At 63.6% G+C, this 22,034-nt stretch carries 22 protein-coding genes; 9 read left to right on the top strand and 13 right to left on the bottom strand.

Translation table 11 applies throughout. The annotated features are described in order from the left end of the window. The coding region (locus Q6A48_RS23175; protein WP_304556714.1) for a carbon starvation CstA family protein at positions 1 to 940 on the bottom strand (940 nt) is incomplete at its 3' end. 157 nt (positions 941 to 1,097) lie between these two features. On the opposite strand from Q6A48_RS23175, the gene Q6A48_RS23170 reads away from it, so the two are divergent. After that, a complete protein-coding gene (locus Q6A48_RS23170; RefSeq protein ID WP_304556713.1) occupies positions 1,098 to 1,454 on the top strand; it encodes a PilZ domain-containing protein in 357 nt (118 codons plus the stop codon). A 183-nt stretch (positions 1,455 to 1,637) separates the two neighbouring features. On the opposite strand, the gene radA is transcribed toward Q6A48_RS23170, so the two are convergent. From radA to katB, 3 genes are all read right to left on the bottom strand, one after another. After that, on the bottom strand, positions 1,638 to 3,005 hold the full coding sequence (radA, locus tag Q6A48_RS23165) for a DNA repair protein RadA (RefSeq protein ID WP_024780334.1): 1,368 nt from the start codon (positions 3,003 to 3,005) through the stop codon (positions 1,638 to 1,640). Between the two features lie 43 nt (positions 3,006 to 3,048). Beyond that, the gene (locus Q6A48_RS23160) at positions 3,049 to 3,597 is read right to left on the bottom strand and encodes an ankyrin repeat domain-containing protein (RefSeq protein ID WP_304556717.1); all 549 of its coding nucleotides are present in this window, start codon (positions 3,595 to 3,597) and stop codon (positions 3,049 to 3,051) included. Between the two features lie 151 nt (positions 3,598 to 3,748). Further along, entirely contained in the window at positions 3,749 to 5,290 is a 1,542-nt protein-coding gene (gene katB, locus Q6A48_RS23155; protein WP_304556711.1) for a catalase KatB, read from the bottom strand. Positions 5,291 to 5,570: 280 nt separating this feature from the next. On the opposite strand from katB, the gene mscL reads away from it, so the two are divergent. Then, the gene (gene mscL, locus Q6A48_RS23150; protein ID WP_304556709.1) at positions 5,571 to 5,984 is read left to right on the top strand and encodes a large-conductance mechanosensitive channel protein MscL; all 414 of its coding nucleotides are present in this window, start codon (positions 5,571 to 5,573) and stop codon (positions 5,982 to 5,984) included. A 102-nt stretch (positions 5,985 to 6,086) separates the two neighbouring features. Here mscL and Q6A48_RS23145 read toward each other — a convergent pair whose 3' ends face one another. Beyond that, positions 6,087 to 6,863 (bottom strand): ferredoxin--NADP reductase, encoded by a 777-nt coding sequence (locus Q6A48_RS23145; RefSeq protein ID WP_304556708.1) that lies wholly within the window; start codon positions 6,861 to 6,863, stop codon positions 6,087 to 6,089. Between the two features lie 293 nt (positions 6,864 to 7,156). Here Q6A48_RS23145 and Q6A48_RS23140 point away from each other — a divergent pair, with 293 nt between their 5' ends. From Q6A48_RS23140 to Q6A48_RS23130, 3 genes are all read left to right on the top strand, one after another. Continuing rightward, positions 7,157 to 7,426, top strand: coding sequence for an autoinducer binding domain-containing protein (locus Q6A48_RS23140; protein ID WP_304556707.1), 270 nt, complete (start codon positions 7,157 to 7,159; stop codon positions 7,424 to 7,426). 252 nt (positions 7,427 to 7,678) lie between these two features. Then, positions 7,679 to 7,870, top strand: a complete 192-nt coding sequence (locus tag Q6A48_RS23135) for a helix-turn-helix domain-containing protein (protein WP_304556716.1) — start codon at positions 7,679 to 7,681, stop codon at positions 7,868 to 7,870. A 182-nt stretch (positions 7,871 to 8,052) separates the two neighbouring features. Next, a complete protein-coding gene (locus Q6A48_RS23130; RefSeq protein ID WP_304556706.1) occupies positions 8,053 to 9,177 on the top strand; it encodes a methyltransferase in 1,125 nt (374 codons plus the stop codon). A 41-nt stretch (positions 9,178 to 9,218) separates the two neighbouring features. On the opposite strand, the gene Q6A48_RS23125 is transcribed toward Q6A48_RS23130, so the two are convergent. From Q6A48_RS23125 to Q6A48_RS23115, 3 genes are read right to left on the bottom strand one after another with little or no spacing between them, the layout of a single operon-like run. After that, positions 9,219 to 9,389, bottom strand: a complete 171-nt coding sequence (locus tag Q6A48_RS23125; RefSeq protein WP_304556715.1) for a DUF2474 domain-containing protein — start codon at positions 9,387 to 9,389, stop codon at positions 9,219 to 9,221. A 14-nt stretch (positions 9,390 to 9,403) separates the two neighbouring features. Further along, positions 9,404 to 10,411 carry a cytochrome d ubiquinol oxidase subunit II gene (cydB, locus tag Q6A48_RS23120; protein WP_042730950.1) on the bottom strand — a complete coding sequence of 336 codons (1,008 nt, stop codon included), beginning with the start codon at positions 10,409 to 10,411 and terminating at the stop codon, positions 9,404 to 9,406. 3 nt (positions 10,412 to 10,414) lie between these two features. After that, on the bottom strand, positions 10,415 to 11,854 hold the full coding sequence (locus tag Q6A48_RS23115) for a cytochrome ubiquinol oxidase subunit I (protein WP_304556705.1): 1,440 nt from the start codon (positions 11,852 to 11,854) through the stop codon (positions 10,415 to 10,417). Positions 11,855 to 12,371: 517 nt separating this feature from the next. Between Q6A48_RS23115 and Q6A48_RS23110 the strand changes: the two genes are divergently transcribed. Further along, positions 12,372 to 13,610 carry an MFS transporter gene (locus Q6A48_RS23110; protein WP_304556704.1) on the top strand — a complete coding sequence of 413 codons (1,239 nt, stop codon included), beginning with the start codon at positions 12,372 to 12,374 and terminating at the stop codon, positions 13,608 to 13,610. On the opposite strand, the gene Q6A48_RS23105 is transcribed toward Q6A48_RS23110, so the two are convergent. From Q6A48_RS23105 to Q6A48_RS23085, 5 genes are all read right to left on the bottom strand, one after another. Continuing rightward, positions 13,607 to 15,808, bottom strand: a complete 2,202-nt coding sequence (locus tag Q6A48_RS23105) for a xanthine dehydrogenase family protein molybdopterin-binding subunit (protein WP_304556703.1) — start codon at positions 15,806 to 15,808, stop codon at positions 13,607 to 13,609. The genes Q6A48_RS23110 and Q6A48_RS23105 overlap by 4 nt on opposite strands. After that, positions 15,808 to 16,794, bottom strand: a complete 987-nt coding sequence (locus tag Q6A48_RS23100; protein ID WP_304556702.1) for an FAD binding domain-containing protein — start codon at positions 16,792 to 16,794, stop codon at positions 15,808 to 15,810. Before Q6A48_RS23100 ends, Q6A48_RS23105 begins: the two co-directional genes overlap by 1 nt. Next, positions 16,791 to 17,324, bottom strand: a complete 534-nt coding sequence (locus tag Q6A48_RS23095; RefSeq protein ID WP_304556701.1) for a (2Fe-2S)-binding protein — start codon at positions 17,322 to 17,324, stop codon at positions 16,791 to 16,793. Before Q6A48_RS23095 ends, Q6A48_RS23100 begins: the two co-directional genes overlap by 4 nt. Before the next feature lie 339 nt (positions 17,325 to 17,663). Beyond that, positions 17,664 to 18,230, bottom strand: a complete 567-nt coding sequence (locus Q6A48_RS23090) for a DJ-1 family glyoxalase III (protein ID WP_304556700.1) — start codon at positions 18,228 to 18,230, stop codon at positions 17,664 to 17,666. Between the two features lie 70 nt (positions 18,231 to 18,300). Next, entirely contained in the window at positions 18,301 to 18,744 is a 444-nt protein-coding gene (locus Q6A48_RS23085) for a DUF4879 domain-containing protein (RefSeq protein WP_304556699.1), read from the bottom strand. A gap of 211 nt (positions 18,745 to 18,955) precedes the next feature. Here Q6A48_RS23085 and Q6A48_RS23080 point away from each other — a divergent pair, with 211 nt between their 5' ends. The 3 genes from Q6A48_RS23080 to aroQ all read left to right on the top strand — a co-directional run bounded on the left by Q6A48_RS23080 (position 18,956) and on the right by aroQ (position 22,033). Further along, complete coding sequence (locus Q6A48_RS23080; RefSeq protein WP_304556698.1) at positions 18,956 to 20,251, top strand: NCS2 family permease; 1,296 nt, start codon at positions 18,956 to 18,958, stop codon at positions 20,249 to 20,251. Then, entirely contained in the window at positions 20,248 to 21,327 is a 1,080-nt protein-coding gene (gene trmA, locus Q6A48_RS23075) for a tRNA (uridine(54)-C5)-methyltransferase TrmA (RefSeq protein ID WP_304556696.1), read from the top strand. Before Q6A48_RS23080 ends, trmA begins: the two co-directional genes overlap by 4 nt. Before the next feature lie 265 nt (positions 21,328 to 21,592). Continuing rightward, positions 21,593 to 22,033, top strand: a complete 441-nt coding sequence (gene aroQ, locus Q6A48_RS23070) for a type II 3-dehydroquinate dehydratase (RefSeq protein ID WP_304556695.1) — start codon at positions 21,593 to 21,595, stop codon at positions 22,031 to 22,033. Position 22,034 lies beyond the last annotated feature (1 nt).

Below are 22,034 nucleotides of genomic sequence, written 5' to 3'. Positions count from 1 at the left end.
TCAGCGCCGGCATCTTCAGCTCGGGCATGGTGACCAGGATGCCGATCGCCAGGGCGATGATGGTGCCGATCTTGAGGAAGGTCGACAGGTAGTCCCGTGGCGCCAGGATCAGCCACACCGGCAGCACCGCGGCGACAAAACCGTAGCCGATCAGCATCCAGGTGATCTGGACCCCGGTGAAGCTGAAGGCCTTGGCCCAGACCGGGTCGGCGGCGATCTGCCCGCCCAGCCAGATCGAGCCCAACAGCAACAGCACGCCGATGAGGGAGATTTCGCCGATGCGGCCCGGGCGGATGTAGCGCATGTAGAGGCCCATGAACATCGCGATCGGGATGGTCGCCATCACCGTGAAGATGCCCCACGGGCTCTCGGCCAGGGCCTTGACCACGATCAGCGCGAGCACCGCGAGGATGATGATCATGATCAGGAAGCAGCCGAACAGCGCGATGGTGCCGGGGATGCGGCCCATTTCCTCGCGGACCATGTCCCCCAGGGAGCGCCCGTTGCGGCGGGTGGACAGGAACAGGACCATGAAGTCCTGCACCGCCCCGGCCAGCACCACGCCGGCGATCAGCCAGAGCGTGCCGGGCAGGTAGCCCATCTGCGCGGCCAGTACCGGCCCGACCAGCGGCCCGGCGCCAGCAATGGCGGCGAAGTGGTGGCCGAAGAGGATGTGCTTGTTGGTCGGGACGAAGTCCAGGCCATCGTTGTTGAGCACGGCGGGCGTGGCCCGGCGCGCATCGAGTTGCATCACGTTGTTGGCGATGAAGAGGCTGTAGTAGCGGTAGGCGAGCAGGTAGATGGCCACGGCTGCGACGACGATCCAGAGGGCGTTGATGGCCTCGCCGCGGCGCAAGGCCACAACGCCCAGGGCGCACGCGCCGACGACGGCCAGCAGGAGCCAGGGTAGATGGCGCAGCAGGCTATTATTGTTTGTCATTTTTATATTCCAGCCAGGGTGGACAAGAAGACAGCTACCGGAGTTTAGCGCTAACCCGGGCAAAGGCCATACCCGACATTCGTCTGTCGCCGGCCGAACGGTGAGGAAGACGCGCAGGTTGAGTCTATAGTCAGTGGATCTTCAAAGAGGATGGGCCATGAGCGAACGCCGCCGCTTCGTACGAATCGAGTTTCACGCCAGGACGGAACTGAGCCAGAGTCCCTATATCTGGCCCGTGGAATTGCTGGACTTGTCCCTCAAGGGCCTGCTGATCAAAAAAACCGAACCCTGGCTCGGCAACCCGCAGGAGCCTTTCGTGGCCGACATCCACCTGAGCAACGAGGTGGAGGTGCGGATGGAAGTTCGATTGGCCCACGACGACCATGGCCACCTGGGCTTTGTCTGCGAACACATCGACCTGGACTCCATCGCCCACCTGCGGCGCCTGGTGGCGTTGAACCTGGCCGACCATGACGAGCTGAAGCGGGAATTGGCGGCGTTGATCGAGATTTGAATTCGCACCAGCTTCCTGTGGCGAGGGGATTTATCCCCGTTGGGCTGCGAAGCGGCCCTAAACCTGACACCTCGGTGGATCGGGTAGGTAGAAGACACTTTTTGGGGCTGCTTGGCAGCCCAACGGGGATAAATCCCCTCGCCACGGATAAGTATTTCCCGTAGAGACAGCGACAGCCTGGGCTTATTCGAACAACGCATCCAACGCCTGCTCCAGGCGCGTCACAGCAATGATCTGCAACCCCGCCGGGGCTTCCTTCGGCGCGTTGCCCTTGGGCACGATGGCGCGCTTGAACCCGTGCTTGGCCGCTTCCTTGAGCCGCTCCTGCCCGCTGGGCACCGGCCGCACTTCGCCCGACAGGCCGACTTCACCGAATACCAGCAGGTCATGGGGCAGCGGACGGTTGCGCAGGCTGGACATGACCGCCGCCATCAAGGCCAGGTCGGACGCGGTTTCCAGCACTTTCACACCGCCCACCACATTGAGGAAAACGTCCTGGTCGTGGGTAGGAATACCACCGTGTCGATGCAGCACCGCCAGCAGCATGGCCAGTCGATTCTGGTCCAGGCCCAAGGTCACGCGGCGCGGGTTGGCCAGGTGACTGTCATCCACCAGCGCTTGGACCTCCACCAGCATCGGCCGGGTGCCTTCCCAGGTCGCCATGACCACACTGCCCGGGACTTCTTCCTGGGCCCGGGTCAGGAAGATGGCCGAAGGGTTCGAGACTTCCTTCAGCCCCCGGTCGGTCATGCCGAACACACCCAGCTCGTTGACCGCGCCAAAGCGGTTCTTCACCGCCCGCAGCAAGCGCAGGCGACCGTCGGACTCGCCCTCGAAATACAACACGGTGTCGACCATGTGCTCCAGCACCCGCGGGCCCGCCAGCGCGCCCTCCTTGGTGACGTGGCCCACCAGGAAAATCGCCGTGCCGCTCTGCTTCGCGTAGCGCACCAGCAGCGCCGCGCTCTCGCGCACCTGGGACACGCCGCCCGGCGCCGATTGCAATTGTTCGGTGAAGATCGTCTGGATCGAGTCGATCACCATCACCTTGGGTTTTTCCAGGCGCGCGGTGGCGATGATCGTCTCGATGCAGGTCTCGGTCATGACCCGCAACTGGTCCTGGGGCAAGCCCAGGCGACGGGCCCGCATGGCGACCTGCTGCTGGGATTCTTCGCCCGTGACGTACAGCGCCGGCATGCGCGTGGCGATGTTGCACAGGGTCTGCAGCAGGATGGTGGATTTGCCGATGCCCGGGTCCCCCCCGATCAGCACCACCGAGCCGTCCACCAGGCCACCGCCCAGCACCCGGTCCAACTCCCCGGAGGCCGTGGAGAAGCGCGGGATTTCCTCGACGCTGACTTCGGCCAGGGTCTTGATCTGCGCCTGCTGGCCGGCCCAGCCGGTGCGCCCGGTAGGCGCCGCCGCACCGCCGCTCTCCACCATGGTTTCGGTCAGGGTGTTCCAGGCCCCGCACTCACCGCACTGGCCGGCCCATTTGGGAAAGGTCGAGCCGCACTCGGTGCAGCCGTACATGCGCTTTGCCTTGGCCATCTGAACTCCGGGGTAAAAATCGCGATGATAGCTCAGGCGGGCATCAGCGCGGGGCCGGCATTCTGATTTCACCGCGCGCCAGGTCCGTCGCGCTATTGCCCAGCGGGTCCCGGGCCTCGAGGTCGGCGCCCTTGGCCTTCAAGGCCTCCAGCAATTCGGCCCGCTTGAACAGGCCGGCATACATCGCCGCGGTCTGTCCGGCGCCGTTGCGCTGGTCGGGACTGCAATCGGTGGACAACAGGCGCCGGGCGATCTGCACTTCGCCCTTGAAGATGGCGCCCATCAGCGCCGTGTTGCCGCGCTTGTCCTGGGCGCAGGCATCGGCACCGGCGGCCAGCAAGCGCTCCACCGCCGGCCCCTGGCCGTGATACGCCGCCAGGATCAGCGCGGTGTAGCCTTTTTCGTCCTGGGTATCGAGCGAATAACCGGCCTCGATAAACGTATCGAGCATCGCTACATCGCCCCGGCGGGCGGCGTCGAAATAATAGTTTTGCAGTTGTTCCTGTACCGCCGCCGGCTCGGTGGGTATTGGCTGATCGGCCAGTACGCCGATTGACCACGCCGCGAGCATCGATAAAAGCAACTTACGCATCATGACGTCTTCTCTGGCAGGTGCCTGTGGAGGCATGGTTGTGGGAGCAAGGCTTGCCCGCGATGCAGACAACTCGGTCTGGCTTCAGACCCCAGCGCTTGCTTCGCGAGCAAGCTTTGCTTCCACAGGCCATGCACTGGCGGACTGTGGATCAGTCGCTCAATTTTTCCGCCAGCGCCTTGACCCGGGCCAGATCGCCCTTGGCGACGCGGGCCACGCCGGTGCCGTATTCCGGGTCCGCCTTGTAGAGGAACGACAGGATGATGTGCTTGCTCTCGTCGTCGGTAGTCGCCAGCGACCCGCCGAAATTCTCGACCAGGTCGTTGCGTTCCTTCTGGTTGAACGAGCGGTACAGGTCACCGGCCTGCTTGAAGTTCTGCTCGCGCTGGATCTTCGCCTGCTGGGTACTGCCCGCCAGCACGGTCTGGCTGTAGCGCGCCGCCGGTTGTTCGTCCCGGGGCGTCAGGCGGCTCGGCTGATAGTTCACGCCGGTGCTGGTGCTGCCAGGGTTCATCGCGCCGTCCTGGTTGCCGTTGTTCACTGCGACCTTGGGCGCGTTGATCGGCAATTGCAGGGCGTTGGCGCCTATCCGGTACATTTGCGTATCGGCGTAGGAGAAGACCCGGCCCTGGAGCAGGCGATCTTCCGAAGGCTCGATACCCGGGACGAGGTTGGCCGGCGCCATCGCCACCTGCTCGGTTTCCTGGAAGACATTCGCCGGGTTGCGGTTCAGGACCATCTGGCCGACCTTGCGCTCAGGCACCCCGGGCCAGATCTTGGTGGCATCCAATGGGTCGAAATCAAACTTGGCCAAGTCGTCGGGCTTGAGCACCTGGACATACAAGTCCCACTTTGGAAAGTCGCCCTTATTGATGTGAGTGACCAAATCATTGGTCATATGGCTGTAATCCTGACCTTGAACTTTCACGACTTCTTTCGGATCGAGGTTTTTCAACCCTTGCAAACTTTTCCAATGGAACTTGACGTAATGAACTTCGCCTTTTGCATTGATCAGTTTGTAGGCGTGCACGCCATTACCGTCCATTTCACGATAACTGGCTGGTGTTCCGGAGTTGGAATACAACTCGGTTAACGTGCGGGTGGATTCTGGAACATGGGAGAAGAAATCGAAACGACGTGAATCGTCATCCAGGTTGGTCCGCGGATCGGGCTTGAAGGCGTGGACCATGTCGGGAAACTTGATGGCATCGCGAATGAAAAAGGTCGGGAAGTTATTGCCCACCAAGTCCCAGTTACCGTCCGCGGTGTAGAACTTGGTGGCGAAACCACGGGGATCGCGCAGGGTTTCCGGGGAATGATTGCCATGGACAACGGCCGAGAAGCGCACGAACACCGGCGTCACCTGGCCGCCGGCAAAGACCTTGGCCTTGGTCAGGTCGCTGAGGTCATCGGACACCGTGAAGGTGCCATGGGCACCCGTGCCACGGGCATGCACCACGCGCTCCGGGATGCGTTCGCGGTCGAAGCGCTGGAGTTTCTGGATCAGTTGCACGTCTTGCAACAGGGTCGGACCATTGGGTCCGGCGGTTTGCGAGTTCTGGTTGTCACCGACCGCGGCGCCGTTATCACGGGTCAGGGTGGCGGCATTGACGGACAAGGACAGCAGGCTGGCGGTCAGCACGCAAAGTGCGCGACGGGGGGAAAAAGCCCCGCGGCCAAGGGAGGTGTTCATAGGCGTGTTCCTCTGATGTTGTAAAGCGCATCCAGGTGCGCCTGTCAGAGGCTAGTGCTCGAAAAACCAAAACCTAAATAGAAATCCCGTACCGCTTCGATAGAAAAAACGTTATGGGGAATCGCGTTCAAACCCCGTATCACGCGCGATGGGGTGGCACTTTGTAAACTTTTCAGCGGGGACTGGGTCGATAACTAAGCTTTGCGAGCAGGCGTTTCCAACGAGATCGCCAAGCTGATTTACACTGCCACTCACCTTCACCTGCCACAAGGAATAACACATGGGCGTGCTAAACGAGTTCAAGGCCTTCGCGGTCAAAGGCAATGTCGTCGACATGGCCGTCGGGATCATCATCGGTGCCGCGTTCGGCAAGATCGTTTCGTCATTCGTGGGCGATGTAATCATGCCCCCCATCGGCCTGCTGATCGGCGGAGTGGACTTCAGTGACCTGGCCGTGACCCTCAAGGCTGCCCAGGGTGACGCGCCAGCGGTGGTGTTGGCCTACGGCAAATTCATCCAGAGCGTCATCGACTTCATCATCGTCGCGTTCGCCATCTTCATGGGCGTCAAGGCCATCAACCGCCTCAAGCGCGAAGAGGCCGTGGCCCCGAGCGCACCGCCGGTGCCGAGCAAGGAAGAGCTGCTCCTGGGCGAGATTCGCGACCTGCTCAAGGCGCAGAACGAAAGGCCTTGAAGCGGATGCCCGGCAATTGAGGCGCGCTCCTGTCGCGGGACGCGCCCTGGGCGGCCGGGCCAGGCACCGTTCCTACCAACACTGTGCCTACCCACACTGCGCCTACCAATAGTTCTCCACCGCCACCTGGCCGGGCCGGCGGGTCAGGCTCAGTTGCAGCCCCCTGGCCTTGAGCAGTTGGCGCGTGTCGTCGATCATCTGCGGGTTACCGCAGAGCATCACCCGCGAATGCTCCGGCGTCAGCGTCACGTCCGCCGCGCGCTCCAGTTCGCCGTTTTCGATCAGCGTGGTGATTCGCCCATTGAGCGCGCCCGGATGCGCCTCGCGGGTGACGGTCGCGATAAAACGAAACTTGTGCGCGTATTCGGCCAGGTAGTCACGCCGGGGTAGCGCCTCGATCAGGTCCTGGTACGCGAGCTCCCGCGCTTCACGCACGCTGTACACCAGGATGATGCGTTCGAATTTCTCCCAGGCCTCGAAATCCTGGAGGATCGAAATGAACGGCGCCACGCCCGTCCCCGTAGACAGCAACCACAGGTCACGCCCATCGGCGAAACGGTCCAGGGTCAGGTAGCCGAACGCCTGGCGATCCACCAGCAAGGTGTCGCCCGGCCGCAATCGGCTGAGCTCACTGGTGAACTCGCCATCGGGGACCACGATGGAAAAGAATTCGAGAAATTCGTCGAACGGCGAAGACGCCATGGAGTAGGCCCGCCAAACGGTGCTGCCATCCGCCTTGGTCACGCCCAACCGTGCGAACTGACCGGCACGAAAGCGAAAGCCGCGATCCCGCGTCGTACGCAAGGTAAACAGGTGCGGGGTCAACGTCTGGACATCGAGCAGGGTTTGGCGGGTGAACTTCTCTGCGCTATCGGTCATGAGCCACTCCAACGGGACAAGGTGCACAGTGTCCCGCAAAGTGACGAGCGTCACCACCCGCCCGGAGTAATAGCCATTTAATAGCAATGTACCCGGCAAAGATTTGTACACTTGCCGAACTTGTACAAGTTACAAGTCCTGTAAAAACAAACGCCTAGGCAAGTTTACTTTTTTAAACATCTTGCGCCCCTCAGTAAACTAAAAAAAATCCACTACAAATTGGGAATAGTCCTACACTGAAATTTCGCATCATGGATTGGATCCGCAGGGACGAATCAACCCAGGAGAAAGCGATGGACAATTGGAAGGACTTGCAGCTGAGGAAACTGTCCTGTGAAAAAGATCTGCAGACGGCTTATCGTCTGGTCCTGAATTTCTTTAACAATCAAGGGTTTGAATATTGTGCATTCGCCACCTATCACGGCAGCCCCGACAGGCACACCAATAAGGTCAACCTCAATAACTACCCTTATGGGTGGGACCGGTTCTATGAACAGAACGGCTATGCCTCGCAGGACCCGTTAGTAGCACATTGCAATCAATCCATGCTCCCCATCCTGTGAAGTGAAACGATCTTCGCCAATGCGCCGAAGTTATGGCGCGAACTTAATCGACAGGGGCTCAAGTATGGCTGGACCCAGGCCGTCCACGATGAACACGGCACCCATTGCAGCCTGTTCAGCCTGGCACGGTCCCATTACCCGATCGATATCGACGAGCATTATGGCAACCTCGGCTACGCGATCTTCGCCAGCCAGCGGCTGCATGCGCTGGCCTGCAAGAAGTTGGCCGACAGCGTCAACAGCAAGCCGAGCGTGCACCTGTCGCCCAGGGAGATCGAAGTGTTGAAGTGGTCTGCCGAAGGCAAGACCGCGTCGGAGGTGGGCAGGATCCTTTGCCTTTCCGAACGTACCGTGAATTTCCATGTGTGCAGTTGCATGCGCAAGCTGAACGTCAGCAACAAGATTTCGGCAGTCGCCAAGGCCGCACACATTCACGTGATCTGATGTGTGGTGTGGCTTGACCGGCCAGGAAAAACCCGCGGGTAATACGAGGCAAAAAAACGTACCATTTACGGTTCCACTTGAATGATGCCGCGCCCTCTGCACGACGAAGTTCATTCAGGCGGTCCCGCACAGACTCCTATCTCCAGGCAGCGGGACATTCATCGATATCCAGAGTCCCAGCCATGCCCCTGCTTGACAGCCCTTTCGCCCAACTAGACCTGATCCGCCAGCCCGAACAGCAGAACGAACCCCTGCAAGCCTTCGACGCGGCCGATGAATACCTGCTCGCCCACCTGGCTGAACAACAACCGGCCGCGCAGACCCGGGTCCTGGTACTCAATGACGGCTTCGGTGCCCTGGCCGCCAGCCTGGCCGGCAAGGTGGACGTGAGCAGCAGCGGCGACTCGTTCCTGGCCTTCCAGGCACTGGAAAAAAACCTGGTACGCAACGGCCGGCCCTTCGATGCGGTGCCCACCGTGCCCGCCAGCGAACCGTTGGCCGGCCCCTTCGACCGCGTGCTGGTCAAGGTGCCGAAAACCCTGGCGCTGCTGGAAGAACAACTGATTCGCCTGCAAGGCCAACTGGCCCCGGGCGCCCAGGTGATTGCCGGGGCCATGGTCAAGCACCTGCCCCGCGCCGCCGGCGACTTGCTGGAGCGCTACGTCGGTCCGGTGCAAGCCTCCCTGGCGGTGAAAAAAGCCCGCCTGCTGATCACCACGCCGGAAGCCAAGACGCCGGCCCTGTCGCCCTATCCCACCCGCTACTGGCTGGACGAACCCCGAATCGAACTGCGCAACCACGCCAACGTGTTCTGCCGCGAAGGCCTGGACATCGGCACCCGGGCCTTCCTGCCACACCTGCCCAGGAACCTCGGTGCGGTCGAGGTCGCGGACCTGGGCTGTGGCAACGGCGTGCTGGCCATCGCCAGCGCCCTGCAGAACCCAGAGGCCCGCTACACCTTGGTGGATGAGTCGTACATGGCCGTGCAATCGGCCGCCGAGAACTGGGCCGCCGCCCTGGGCGATCGCGAGGTGACGCTACGGGCCGGCGACGGACTCGCCGGGCAACCGGCGCAGTCGCTGGACGTGGTGCTGTGCAACCCACCGTTCCACCAGCAGCAGGTGGTGGGGGATTTCCTCGCATGGCGGATGTTCCAGCAGGCGCGCGAAGCGTTGGTCGTCGGCGGCGCCCTGTACATCGTCGGCAACCGGCACCTGGGCTACCACAGCAAGCTGGCCCGGCTGTTCCGGGGCGTCGAGCAAGTGGCCGCGACGCCGAAGTTCGTCATTCTCAAGGCCCGCAAGTAACCCGCCTGTGCCTTGGGCGCCACCGTGCTTCCACCCGCCAATCAGTGGGTGGTCAAGCCAGCGGCGTTCATGAACATCCGCATCAGGCTGGCCACGATGAACAGCGCCAGCACGCTGCCCGCCCAGATCATGGCCAGCCAGCCCAGCCGCTGCCACAAGGGCTTGCGCTCGGCGGCCTCGATGTCCTTCAAGTCAGGTTTGCCCATGTGCATGCCCCGCAGGTCGGTCAATGGTAGCCATCGTCATGGGTCACCTTGCCGCGGAACACGTAGTAGCTCCAGAAGGTGTACACCAGGATCAACGGAATGATGAACAACGTGCCGACCAGCATGAAACCCTGGCTCTGGGGCGGTGAGGCGGCGTCCCAGATCGAAATGGACGGTGGCACGATGTTCGGCCACAGGCTGATGCCCAACCCGCTGTAGCCGAGGAAGATCAGCACCAGCGTCAGGATGAAAGGCGTGTAGTGGGCGTTGCGGGCCACCGCGCGGAACAGCCCGTACATGGTCACCAGCACGAGGATCGGCACCGGCAGGAACCAGAACAGGTTCGGCAGGGTGAACCAGCGCGCGGCGATGTCGGCATGGGCCAGCGGGGTCCAGAGGCTGACGATGCCGATCACCGCCAGCACCACGAACGCCAGCGGCCTGGCCAGGTCATGCATCTGCTCCTGCAACTTGCCTTCGGTCTTCATGATCAGCCAGGTGCAGCCAAGCAAGGCGTAGGCGGCGATCAAGGCCAGGCCGCAGAACACCGTGAACGGCGTGAACCAATCCAGGGACCCGCCGGCGAACTGGCGGTTGACCACTTCGAAGCCGTCGATGAACGCCCCCAGCGCCACCCCCTGGAAGAAGGTCGCCGTCAGCGAGCCGCCGATGAAGGCCTTGTCCCACAGGTGTCGCTTGTGCGCCTTGGCCTTGAAGCGGAACTCGAAGGCCACGCCGCGGAAGATAAGGCCGATGAGCATCAGGATCAGCGGCAGGTACAGCGCCGACAGTACCACCGAGTACGCCAGCGGAAAGGCCCCGAACAGGCCGGCACCGCCCAGCACCAGCCAGGTCTCGTTGCCGTCCCAGACCGGCGCGACGGTGTTCATCATCACGTCACGGTCGCGCTCGCCCTTGATGAAGGGGAAGAGAATGCCGATCCCCAGGTCGAAACCGTCCATGATCACGTACATCATGATGCCGAAGATGATGACCACGGCCCAGATCAGCGGAAGATCAATACCCATGGTTCAATTCCCCTTGTTCGAGCGGTCGTTGTGGTCCGTTTCGTCGTCGCCTTCGTTGGCGGCCGACAATGGCCGGGCCGGGGTGCGTTTCTGGCCTGGGCCACCATCGCTCGGCTCGGCTTCTTGGGCCTCCGGCCCCTTGCGCACCAGGCGCATCATGTAGCTCAGCCCCGCGCCGAACAGGGCGAAATACACCACGACGAACAGCACCAGGGTGATGCTCATCTGCGCGACGCTGTGGCCGGACGAGGCATCGGCGGTGCGCATCAGGCCATAGACGACCCACGGTTGGCGGCCGATCTCGGTGGTGAACCAGCCCGCCAGGATCGCGATCAACCCCGACGGTCCCATCCACAGCACCATGTGCAGGAACGGACGGGACTGGTAGAGCCGGTCGTTGCGACGCAGCCACAGGCTGCACAGGCCGGTGAAGATCATCAGCAGGCCCAGGCCCACCATCACGCGGAACGACCAGAACACGATGGTCGAGTTGGGGCGATCCTGCGGCGGGAATTCCTTGAGCGCCGGCACCTGCTTGTCCAGGCTGTGGGTCAGGATCAGGCTGCCCAGGTAGGGAATTTCCACGGCGAAGCGGGTCTTCTCCGCCTTCATGTCCGGCAGCCCGAACAGGATCAGCGGGGTGGGCTCGTTGCCGACGTTTTCCCAGTGGCCTTCGATGGCGGCGATCTTCGCCGGCTGGTGCTTGAGGGTGTTGAGGCCATGGAAGTCACCGATGACCGCCTGGATCGGCGCCACCAGCAAGGCCATCCACATTGCCATCGACAACATGCGGCGGATCGCCGGGGTGTCACGCCCGCGCAGCAAATGCCAGGCCGCCGACGAGCCGACGAAGAACGCCGTGGCGACAAACGCCGCGGTCGACATGTGCAGCAGGCGATAAGGGAACGAAGGGTTGAACACCACGGCCAGCCAGTCCACCGGGATCACCCGGCCGTCGACGATCTCGTAGCCCTGCGGGGTCTGCATCCAGCTGTTGGAAGACAGGATCCAGAACGTCGAAATCAGCGTGCCGATCGCCACCATGACCGTGGAAAAGAAGTGCAGGCCACGGCCGACGCGGTTCCAGCCGAACAGCATCACGCCGAGGAAACCCGCTTCGAGGAAGAAGGCCGTGAGCACCTCGTAGGTCAGCAAGGGCCCGGTGACTGCACCGGCGAAGTCCGAGAACCGGCTCCAGTTGGTGCCGAACTGATAGGCCATGACCAACCCGGACACCACGCCCATGCCGAAGTTGACGGCAAAGATCTTCGACCAGAAGTGGTACAGGTCACGGTAGGTGTCGTCTCGGGTCTTGAGCCACAGGCCTTCGAGCACCGCCAGGTAGCTCGCCAGGCCGATGGTGATGGCCGGGAACAGGATGTGGAACGAGATGGTGAACGCGAACTGGATTCGGGCGAGATCGAGCGCCTCCAAACCGAACATAAGTCTTCCTCTGTCAGGTAAAACCGGCTGCGGGCGGGGCTTGCATCACCGCCTCCAGGGATATGGAGTGCGATGTTTTTCAAATCGTTCTTTTTAAACCGTCACAACGCAGGATTCTGGCCGGATGGCCGCCAGCCCAGCACCCGGCAGGGTATTGATCTGGATCAAGCAATGTTCAAAGAGTAGTCCCATTATTGCCGATGGACGGCGTGGTCTTTTGTCGCGTGACAGGTTGACTCAGTGCGAATGCAGGAGCAGGTCGCCCGCACAAACCTCTTGTGGCGAGGGCACTCTGTGGGAGCAAGGCTTGCCCGCGACGAAGGCGACAGGGTGTTCCTGGGATCGCGATGACTGTTTCGCGAGCAAGCTTTGCTCCCACAGAGCGGGGATGAATCCCCTCGCCACAGATGCCCTTGAGGCCGAAATCGATGTTTGGCTAACTATTTTTCCCACCACCGCAACTTCTGGTTACAGCTCGGTGATAATCTCGTGACCTTCATCACCGGACCGTTTCCAGATGCCCAGCCAAGCGCCGCTGCTGCTCCGTCACCATCGTCCCTTCATTGCCTTCTGGCTGGCCCGGATCTTCACCGCCAGCGGCTTCCAGATGCTGACCGTGGCCATCGGCTGGAACCTCTATCAATTGACCGGCAACGTCCTCGACCTGGGGCTCGTGGGGTTGGTGGAGTTCGCGCCGCGGGTGTTGTTCATGCTTCACACCGGGCATGTGGCTGATCGTTATGACCGGCGCAAGGTGGCGGCGCTGTGCCAGTCCCTGCAGGCCATGATCGCCCTGGCGCTGGCGATCGGCAGCGCCACCGACAACGTCAGCCGGGAGATGATCTTCATCCTCGCCTTCCTGCTCGGTGCCGCGCGCTCGTTCGAGATGCCGACCACCCAGGCGCTGCTGCCCAGCATCGTGCCGGCGTCGCTGTTCCCCCGGGCCGTGGCCGCCGCGCAATCGGCCCAGCAGTCGGCCACCATCGTCGCCCCGGCCCTCGGCGGCCTGCTCTATGCCTTCGGCAGCGTCTGGGTCTATGGGCCGACGGTCCTGCTCTACGTCATCGCCTGCTGCCTGATGCTCAATCTCCCGGCCCGGCAAACCCCGCTGAACAAAGGCAAGGCGACGATGGACTCGTTGCTGGCCGGGATTCGCTTCATTCGCAGCCGCCCGGACATCCTCGGGGCGATTTCCCTGGACCTGTTCGCGGTGTTGCTCGGCGGTGCGACGGCGCTGTTGCCGGTGTTCGCCAAGGACATCCTGCTCACCGGTCCCTGGGGCCTGGGCCTGTTGCGCTCGGCGCCCGCCGTCGGGGCCCTGCTGATGTCGTTGTGGTTGGCGCGGTTTGCCGTGGAGCGCAAGGTCGGCCGGGTGATGTTCACCGCCGTGGGCGTGTTCGGCGTCGCCACCATCGCCTTCGGCCTCTCCACCTCGTTCTGGTTTTCCCTGGCGGTGCTGGTGGTGCTGGGGGCGGCGGACATGATCAGCATGGTCATCCGCGCGTCCTTCGTGCAGTTGGAAACACCGGACGAAATGCGCGGCCGCGTCAGCGCGGTGAACGGCCTGTTCATCGGCGCTTCGAACCAGTTGGGCGAGTTCGAGTCCGGCCTCACCGCCCACTGGTTCGGCACGGTGCCGGCGGTGGTCATGGGCGGTGTCGGCACGCTGCTGGTGACCGGGGTCTGGATCAAGCTGTTCCCGACCCTGGCCCAGCGCGACCGGATGCACGAGCCGGTTGGCGAGACGACCCCTTAGAGCAACGTATCGAGGGTGATGGGGAAATCCCGCACCCGCTTGCCGGTGGCGTGGTAAATCGCATTCGCCACGGCCGCCGCCACGCCGACGATACCGATCTCCCCGACGCCTTTGGAGCCGAGCGCGTTGACGATCTCGTCGTGTTCGTCGACGAAGATCACCTCGATGTCACCGATATCGGCGTTCACCGGCAGGTGATACTCGGCCAGGCTGTGGTTCATGTGGCGACCCAGGGCATGGTCGGTGAGCGTTTCCTCGTGCAAGGCCATGCCGATCCCCCAGACCACGCCGCCGAGGATCTGGCTGCGCGCGGTCTTCGGGTTGACCACCCGCCCGGCCGCGATGGCGCTGACCACCCGGCTGACCTTCACCGTGCCCAGGTCCTCGTCCACCCGGACTTCGACGAACACGGCCGAGTGCGTCGCGGTGGCATAGGCCTTGCGCTTTTCATCCGGCTCGGCGGTGACTTGGGCCTGCACGGGAATCTCCGCGCTTTTGCCGGCCAATTCCGCCAAGTCGACGCGGGCCTCGCCAAAACGCAGTTGCCCCTCGGCAAAGGTCACCTGCTCCAGGGTGGCGCCGCTGAAGTCCGGACAGGTCTGCCAGGCCACCGCCAGCAGTTTTTCCTTCAGCGCCTCGCAGGCCTGCTGCACGGCGGTGCCCACCGATGACACGGTGAACGATCCGCCTTGCAACGGCGCGGTCGGCAGCGATGAGTCGCCGAGGACAAAGGTGACGTCTTCCAGCGGCACGCCCGACGCCTCGGCGGCGATCTGGGTCATGACCGTGTAGGTGCCGGTGCCGATATCCGTGGTGGCGCTGCTGACCGTCAGTTTGCCCGTGGCGTCGAGGGACGCCTTGGCGCTGGCCTTCTGTTGCATGGCTTCCCACACACCGCCCGCCATCCCCCAGCCCACCAGCTGCCGGCCTTCACGCATGCTGCGCGGCTCGGGGTTGCGCTTGTCCCAACCGAAGCGCCGGGCCCCCTGGGCGTAGCACTCGCGCAGTTCCTTGCTGGAATACGGCTTGCCTTCGTTTTCGTTGCGCTCGGCGTAGTTGATCAAGCGCAGCTGCACGGGATCGATGGCCAGGGCGCAGGCCAGTTCATCCATGGCGCACTCCAGGCCGATCAAGCCGAGGGCAGCTCCCGGGGCGCGCATGTCCAGCGGGGTGTAGACGTCCAGCGGCACCAGCTTGTAGCTCAGCTCGACGTTGTCGCAGTGATAGAGCATGCCGCTCCACTCCACCACGTGCTCGGTGAAATCCTCGAAACGCGACGTCTGGCCGACGGCGCTGTGCGCCACCGCCAGCAACCGCCCATTGGCCGCAGCGCCCAATTGCAGGCGCTGGAACGTGCGTGGCCGGTAGCCAAACGTGAACATCTGCTGGCGGGTCAGGCTGACCCGCACCGAGCGCTTGAGGGCCAGCGCCGCCATCACCGCCAACGCCAACTGATACTGCGGCCGCAGGCCGGAACCGAAGGCGCCGCCGACGAACGCGGCAAACACACGCACCTGGTCTTTTTCCAGGCCGAACACGTTTTGCACATAAGCCTGGCAGTTCTGCGTGCCCTGGGTCTTGTCATGGATGTGCAGGCTGCCGTCAGGCTGATACAGCACCGTGGAGGCGTGAGGCTCCATCGGGTTGTGGTGTTCGACCGGCGTGCTGTAGGACACATCCACACTGAGCGCCGCACTCGCGTACTCGCCCTGGAAATTCCCCCGGGGCTTGGGCAATTCGGCCGGTGCCGGGTGGGCTTCGCTTTGCAGGATGGCCAGGTCGGTCTGATGGTCCCGGACCTCGTATTCGATTTCAACCAGCGAGCCGGCATAACGGGCCAGTTCGAGGTTTTGCGCGACCACCAGGGCCAGTGGCTGGCCGTTGTAGAGCACCTCGTCGTTGTACAACGGCCGGAAGGGCGAGCCGTCCGCCGCGTCGGCGTCCTGGTAGGGCTCATCGTAGCTGGCGATCCTCGGCCGGTTGGTGTGGTCGATGACCGCGACGACGCCGGGCAGCGCCAAGGCGCGGGAGGCATCGATGCGCAGCACCCGGCCACGGGCGACCGTGGCCGACACGACGCTGCCGTGGAGCAAGCCGTCTTCGGGGTATTCACCGGCGTAACGGGCCTGGCCGGTGACCTTGAGCAGGCCATCGACCCGATCCAGCGGCTGCCCTATGGATTTGCTCGGAGCATTCATCAGGCTTGTCCTCCCAGTGCGGCGTCGCTTAGCGCCCGGACGATCGCCCGGCGCGCCAACCTGACCTTGAAGCCGTTGTGTTCCAGAGGTTCGGCGTTTTGCAGCAGCGCATCGGCGGCGGCGGTGAAGGTTTCGCGGCTGACGGTCTGGCCGCTCAAGGCGCTTTCCACCGCCCGGTCACGCCAGGGCTTGTGGGCCACGCCTCCCAGGGCCAGGCGCGCCTGGCGGATCACCGGGCCGTCCAGCTCCAGCGCCGCCGCCACCGACACCAGGGCAAATGCGTAGGAAGCCCGGTCACGGACCTTCAGGTAGTGGCTGTGTTCGGCGAAGCCGGCGGCTGGCAACTCGATGGCGGTGATCAATTCATCGTCGGCCAATTGGTTGTCCCGTTCCGGGGCATCGCCGGGCAGGCGGTGGAAGTCGGCGAACTCGATGGTCCGCGCCCCGCCCCGGCCCAGGACATGGACCACCGCGTCCAGGGCGGCCAGTGCCACGCACATGTCGGACGGGTGGGTCGCGACACAGTGCTCGCTGGCGCCGAAAATCGCGTGGATCCGGTTCAGCCCGGTCTTGGCCGGACAGCCGCTGCCGGGCTGGCGTTTGTTGCACGGCACGTTGGCGTCATAGAAGTAGTAGCAACGGGTACGTTGCAGCAAGTTGCCGCCGGTGCTGGCCATGTTGCGCAGTTGCGGCGAGGCTCCCGCCAGGATCGCCTGGGACAGCAGCGGGTAGCGACGCTCGATCCACGGATGCCAGGCCAGGTCGGCATTGCTCACCAACGCACCGATCATGACCCCGCCGGACGGGGTTTCGCTGAGATCCGCCAGGGGCAATCCGGTGATGTCGATCAGGTGCGCCGGGCGGGTGAGGTTTTCCTTCATCAGGTCCAGCAGGTTGGTACCGCCGGCGATGAAGCGCGACACCGGGCTCGACAGGTCGATGGCGGCCTGCACGGTGTCGGGCTTGCTGTATTGGAACGGATTCATTGCTCGCCCTCCTGCGCCTGGCGCCGCGGGCAGTGGGGCAAGGCGTCTTCGATGGCGTCGCGAATATTGTTGTAGGCGCCGCAGCGGCAAAGATTGCCGCTCATCAGTTCACTGATCTGTGCCCCGGTCCGGGCCCTGCCCTCGTTCGCCAGGCCGACGGCCGAACAGATCTGTCCCGGCGTGCAGTAGCCACACTGGAACGCGTCGTGGGTGATGAAGGCCTGCTGCATGGGGTGCAGCGCCCCCTCGCCGGCCAGGCCTTCGATGGTGGTCAACTCGGCACCGTCGCACATCACCGCCAGGGTCAGGCAGGCATTGATGCGCTTGCCATCGCGCAACACCGTGCACGCGCCGCATTGGCCGTGGTCGCAGCCTTTCTTGCTGCCGACCAGGTCCAGTTGCTCGCGCAACAGGTCCAGCAGCGTGGTCCAGGGCAATACCTGCAACTCGCGCACCTGGCCATTGAGTATCAGGCGGATGGAATGACGGACGAAGGACGCCTGCGTCGCTTCGGACAGGGTCGCGCTCATGGAACACCTCACGGTTGGTCGTACTCGCGGCGTTTTGGGAAACCGCCGTCATAAGGGGTACGACTTCGGGGAGGGGTGAGCGTTCAAGACAAGTTAACGACGCAAGAGTCGAGCGCCGCCTTTTGTGGCGAGGGGATTCAGCGAAACGTCGCACCGCCCCGCTGGGCTGCGCAGCAGCCCCAACCAGACAACTCACTGTGCCAGGACGATCGAGTCCACTGCATTAGGGCTGCTGCGCAGCCAGCGGGGGATAAATCCCCTCGCCACAGGCCCGAGTTCACTGCACGACAGCACAGCGTCGAAGACGCGGCGGGGACTCCCTCGCCACAGTGAAGCGTGTCAGGCCAGCAACTCTGCCGCCACCACGTTCCTCACGCCTTTGCCGCTGAGCTGTTCCACCAGGACCAGGGCGAACGAAACGGCGGCGGCCGAGCCCTGGGCGGTGATGCAATTACCATCCACCACCACCGGTTGGTCGACGAAGGTGCAGCCCGACAGCTGTTGGCTGACCGCCGGCAGGCAGGTCATGCGGCGCTGGCGCAGCACACCGCTAGCCTGCAACGCCAGGGCGGGCGCCTCGCCGATGGCGGCGAAGAAGCGGCCGGCGGCAGCCTGGTCCTTGAGCAACTGTTGCAGCGGTTGATGGGCGGCCAGGTGCTGGGCGCCGATGAGGCCTCCGGGCAGGACGATCAGGTCGAAGTCCTGCACCAGCACGTCCACCAGCATGCCGTCGGCGGTCAGGCGCGTGCCGCGGGCGCAGGTGAGCATCCGCCGGCCTTCGATACTCGCCACCGCCACTTCGAGCTGCGCCCGGCGCAGTACGTCGATCAGGGTGACGGTCTGCAAGTCGTCGACACCTTCGGCGACGGCGATCAAGACTCGGGGAATCGCGGCTCCAGGAATCATGGTTACTCTCCGCAGGGGGGTTCCTTAAAGACTAGCCAGGTTTGCCGGAACACGTCCTGCCAACGGCCCGTCACTTGATGTACAGCTGGGTCGACATCCGGTTGCCCGGTGCGTTGATCGAGACGTTGCTGTAGCTGAAGGTGCCTTCCTGCTTGCCCTTCAGGTCGAAGATGTACAAATAGCCGACGACCTTGGTGCGGGTCGAACAATCGTTGAGGTTGCCGTTGCTGAACGCGCAGACCGGCGAGCGAGTGCCGTCGACTTCGAAGCCGTCCAGCGTGACCAGGGGCTGGCGGCCATAGCCGACTTCCAGCACGTAGACCTTGATGCTTGCACCACTGTGGTCGCACCGGGTCTGCGCCTGCCCCGGGGTGATGTCCTCGAAACCGCAGGCCGGCGACTCGACCTTGAGCACCTTGACTTCGCTCAACGGCGGCGCCGAGGCGGCATTGGCGGGCAGCCCGGGCCACCACAGGGCCAATGCGCAAGCCGCTGCCAGCAGATTTCTGTTCATGGGATACCTATCGAGCGTCGGGACCGCGCGCAGTATGGCGTTCTTTTTGCTTCGGTAAAACATCGACGACGATCGCAGCCACATGGCCACGCTGCTGGTATGATGCGCGGCTTTTTCCGACCCCGCAGAAAATACAGGCGCCCCTGGCGGTCTGTGCTTTGCTGTTGAGGTCGATACATTCACGGCGCCCGGCGCGCCACGGGGAGCAGACATGCTGGAAAGGCTGTTTCAACTCAAGGCACACAACACCAACGTGCGGACCGAGATCCTGGCGGGCGTCACGACCTTCCTGGCCATGGCCTACATCCTGTTCGTCAACCCGAGCATCCTCGGCGAAACCGGCATGGACAAGGGCGCCGTATTCGTCGCCACGTGCCTGGCGGCGGCCATCGGCTCCACGGTCATGGGCCTGATCGCCAACTACCCGATCGCCCTGGCACCGGGCATGGGCTTGAACGCCTTCTTCACCTACACCGTGGTCCTGCACATGGGCCATACCTGGCAAGTGGCGCTGGGCGCGGTGTTCGTCTCCGCGGTGCTGTTCTTCCTGCTGTCGATCTTCCGCATCCGCGAATGGATCATCAACAGCATCCCGTTGCCGCTGCGCTCGGCCATCGCCGCCGGTATCGGCCTGTTCCTGGCGCTGATCGCCCTGAACAACGCTGGCATCGTGGTGAAGAACCCGGCGACCATGGTCGGCCTCGGCGACCTGAAACAACCGGCCCCGATCCTCGCCACGCTCGGTTTCGTCCTGATCGTCGCGCTCGAAGCCCTGAAGGTGCGCGGCGCGGTGCTGATCGGCATCCTCGCGGTGACCGTCGTCTCGATCCTGATGGGCTTCACACCGTTCGGCGGCGTGGTATCGATGCCACCCTCCCTGGCCCCGACGTTCCTGCAACTGGACATCAAGGGCGCCCTGGACATCGGCCTGGTGAGCGTGATCTTCGCCTTCCTGTTCGTCGACCTGTTCGACAACTCCGGCACCCTGATCGGCGTCGCCAAGCGCGCCGGGCTGATGGGCAAGGACGGCCACATGCCGAAGATGGGCCGTGCGCTGATCGCCGACAGCACCGCCGCCATGGCCGGTTCGCTGCTGGGCACCTCCACCACCACCAGCTACATCGAATCGGCGGCGGGCGTCAGTGCCGGCGGCCGCACCGGCCTGACCGCCATCGTCGTGGCGATCCTGTTCCTGCTGGCCCTGTTCTTCTCGCCCCTGGCGGGAAGCGTGCCGGCCTTCGCCACCGCGCCGGCCTTGCTGTTCGTCGCCGTGCTGATGACCTCGGGCCTGGCGGAAATCGACTGGGATGACATCACCGTCGCCGCCCCGGTGGTGGTGACCGCGCTGGCCATGCCGTTCACCTACTCCATCGCCAACGGCATCGCCTTCGGCTTCATCGCCTGGACCGCCATCAAGCTGGCGTCGGGCCGCGGCCGGGAGCTGAACCCGGCGCTGGTCATCCTGTCCATCCTGTTCGTGATCAAGTTGGGTTGGTTCAACGCATGACTTTCGATTCCCAGGCCTATGCCACGCAGTTGCAGGACAAGGTCACCCGCCTGCGTGACCTGCTGGCGCCATTCGATGCACCAGAACCTGCGGTATTCGACTCGCCGCAGCAGAACTTCCGCCTGCGGGCCGAATTCCGCCTGTGGCGCGAGGCCGGCGAGCGGCATTACGCGATGTTTTCCCAGGACGACAAGCGCACGCCGATCCTCATCGAGCAATTCCCCATCGCCAGCCTGCGCATCAACCAGTTGATGCCGCGACTCAAGGCCGCCTGGCAGGCCAGCGCGCCCCTGAGCCACAAGCTGTTCCAGGTGGAGTTCCTGACCACGCTGGCCGGCGATGCGATGATCACCCTGTGCTATCACCGCCCCCTGGATGAGCATTGGCAGGCGGCAGCCACGCAACTGGCGAGCGAGCTGGGCGTCAGCATCATTGGTCGCTCCAAGGGCAAGCGCGAAGTGATCGGCCACGATTACGTGGTGGAACGACTGGAGGTGGGCGGGCGCACCTTCAGCTATCGCCAGCCTGAAGGCGCCTTCACCCAGCCCAATGGCACGGTGAACCAGAAGATGTTGAACTGGGCCTATGACGCCCTGGGCGACCGCCCTGACGACCTGCTGGAGTTGTACTGCGGCAACGGCAACTTCACCCTGCCCCTGGCCACCCGGGTGCGCAAGGTCCTGGCCACCGAAATCAGCAAGACCTCGGTGAATGCCGCGTTGAGCAACCTGGACGAAAACGCCGTGAGCAACGTGACGCTGGTGCGCCTGTCGGCGGAGGAGTTGACCGAGGCCTTGAACGAAGTCCGGCCGTTCCGGCGCCTGCACGGCATCGACCTGAAAAGCTACGAGTTCGGCAGCGTCTTCGTCGACCCGCCTCGCGCGGGCATGGACCCGGACACCTGCGAACTGACCCGGCGCTTCGACAACATCCTGTACATCTCCTGCAACCCGGAAACCCTCGCCGCCAACATTGCACAGTTGAACGACACCCACCGCATCACGCGTTGCGCGCTGTTCGACCAGTTTCCCTGGACCCACCACATGGAATCCGGGGTGTTGTTGACTCGACGTTAAGCAAAGCCCCTGTGGCGAGGGCGCTGGCTCCCGCTCGGTGCGCAGCAATCGCAAAACGCTTGGGCTGCCGTGCAGCCCAGCGGGGCAATCTCCCTCGCCACAACCTCTATCCCACCCATTACCGCGCCGAGGCCGTGTTCGATCATCGAACACTTATTAGCCTCCGTCGACGGCTTCGTTTGACCAAACTAACCATCTAGTACAATTTATCTCCAGCGGCTGGATTCCGACCCAGCCAACAATAAAAATCGTGGAGAAAATTGCGATGCCTCCGATCGTCCTGGTCCTGAACGGCCCGAACCTGAACCTGCTCGGCCCCCGCGAACCGGCCACCTACGGCCATGAAACCCTGGCGGACATCTCCGCCCTGTGCGCGCGCGCCGCTGAAGAATTCGGCCTGGCCGTGGAGTTTCGCCAGACCAACCAGGAAGGCGAGCTGCTTGACTGGATCCACGCCGCCCGGGGCCGCTGTGCCGGCATCGTCATCAACCCGGCCGCCTGGACCCACACCTCGGTAGCGATCCGCGACGCCCTGGTGGCCAGCGAAATCCCGGTGATCGAAGTCCACTTGTCCAACGTCCATGCGCGGGAAACCTTCCGCCATCACTCCTTCGTCTCCTCCATCGCCATCGGCGTGATGTGCGGGTTTGGCAGCCATGGCTATCGCCTGGCCCTGGAGCATTTCAGTCAGCGGTTGAAGGGTTGAT

The organism is Pseudomonas citrullilanati (assembly GCF_030580855.1).
GTDB lineage: Bacteria > Pseudomonadota > Gammaproteobacteria > Pseudomonadales > Pseudomonadaceae > Aquipseudomonas > Aquipseudomonas citrulli.
The sequence above is the reverse complement of the archived record's forward strand: the minus strand, read 5'-3'. Positions and strand labels throughout refer to the sequence as shown.

Coding starts and splice junctions, on each gene's coding strand:
- Q6A48_RS23130 (WP_304556706.1), top strand. CDS start 8,053: ATGCCCCTGCTTGACAGCCCTTTCGCCCAACTAGACCTGATCCGCCAG.
- Q6A48_RS23160 (WP_304556717.1), bottom strand. CDS start 3,597: ATGCGTAAGTTGCTTTTATCGATGCTCGCGGCGTGGTCAATCGGCGTA.
- Q6A48_RS23115 (WP_304556705.1), bottom strand. CDS start 11,854: ATGTTCGGTTTGGAGGCGCTCGATCTCGCCCGAATCCAGTTCGCGTTC.
- radA (WP_024780334.1), bottom strand. CDS start 3,005: ATGGCCAAGGCAAAGCGCATGTACGGCTGCACCGAGTGCGGCTCGACC.
- Q6A48_RS23145 (WP_304556708.1), bottom strand. CDS start 6,863: ATGACCGATAGCGCAGAGAAGTTCACCCGCCAAACCCTGCTCGATGTC.
- Q6A48_RS23140 (WP_304556707.1), top strand. CDS start 7,157: ATGGACAATTGGAAGGACTTGCAGCTGAGGAAACTGTCCTGTGAAAAA.
- Q6A48_RS23105 (WP_304556703.1), bottom strand. CDS start 15,808: ATGAATGCTCCGAGCAAATCCATAGGGCAGCCGCTGGATCGGGTCGAT.
- Q6A48_RS23080 (WP_304556698.1), top strand. CDS start 18,956: ATGCTGGAAAGGCTGTTTCAACTCAAGGCACACAACACCAACGTGCGG.
- Q6A48_RS23095 (WP_304556701.1), bottom strand. CDS start 17,324: ATGAGCGCGACCCTGTCCGAAGCGACGCAGGCGTCCTTCGTCCGTCAT.
- mscL (WP_304556709.1), top strand. CDS start 5,571: ATGGGCGTGCTAAACGAGTTCAAGGCCTTCGCGGTCAAAGGCAATGTC.
- Q6A48_RS23125 (WP_304556715.1), bottom strand. CDS start 9,389: ATGCACATGGGCAAACCTGACTTGAAGGACATCGAGGCCGCCGAGCGC.
- trmA (WP_304556696.1), top strand. CDS start 20,248: ATGACTTTCGATTCCCAGGCCTATGCCACGCAGTTGCAGGACAAGGTC.
- Q6A48_RS23090 (WP_304556700.1), bottom strand. CDS start 18,230: ATGATTCCTGGAGCCGCGATTCCCCGAGTCTTGATCGCCGTCGCCGAA.
- cydB (WP_042730950.1), bottom strand. CDS start 10,411: ATGGGTATTGATCTTCCGCTGATCTGGGCCGTGGTCATCATCTTCGGC.
- katB (WP_304556711.1), bottom strand. CDS start 5,290: ATGAACACCTCCCTTGGCCGCGGGGCTTTTTCCCCCCGTCGCGCACTT.
- Q6A48_RS23170 (WP_304556713.1), top strand. CDS start 1,098: ATGAGCGAACGCCGCCGCTTCGTACGAATCGAGTTTCACGCCAGGACG.
- Q6A48_RS23110 (WP_304556704.1), top strand. CDS start 12,372: ATGCCCAGCCAAGCGCCGCTGCTGCTCCGTCACCATCGTCCCTTCATT.
- Q6A48_RS23100 (WP_304556702.1), bottom strand. CDS start 16,794: ATGAATCCGTTCCAATACAGCAAGCCCGACACCGTGCAGGCCGCCATC.
- aroQ (WP_304556695.1), top strand. CDS start 21,593: ATGCCTCCGATCGTCCTGGTCCTGAACGGCCCGAACCTGAACCTGCTC.
- Q6A48_RS23085 (WP_304556699.1), bottom strand. CDS start 18,744: ATGAACAGAAATCTGCTGGCAGCGGCTTGCGCATTGGCCCTGTGGTGG.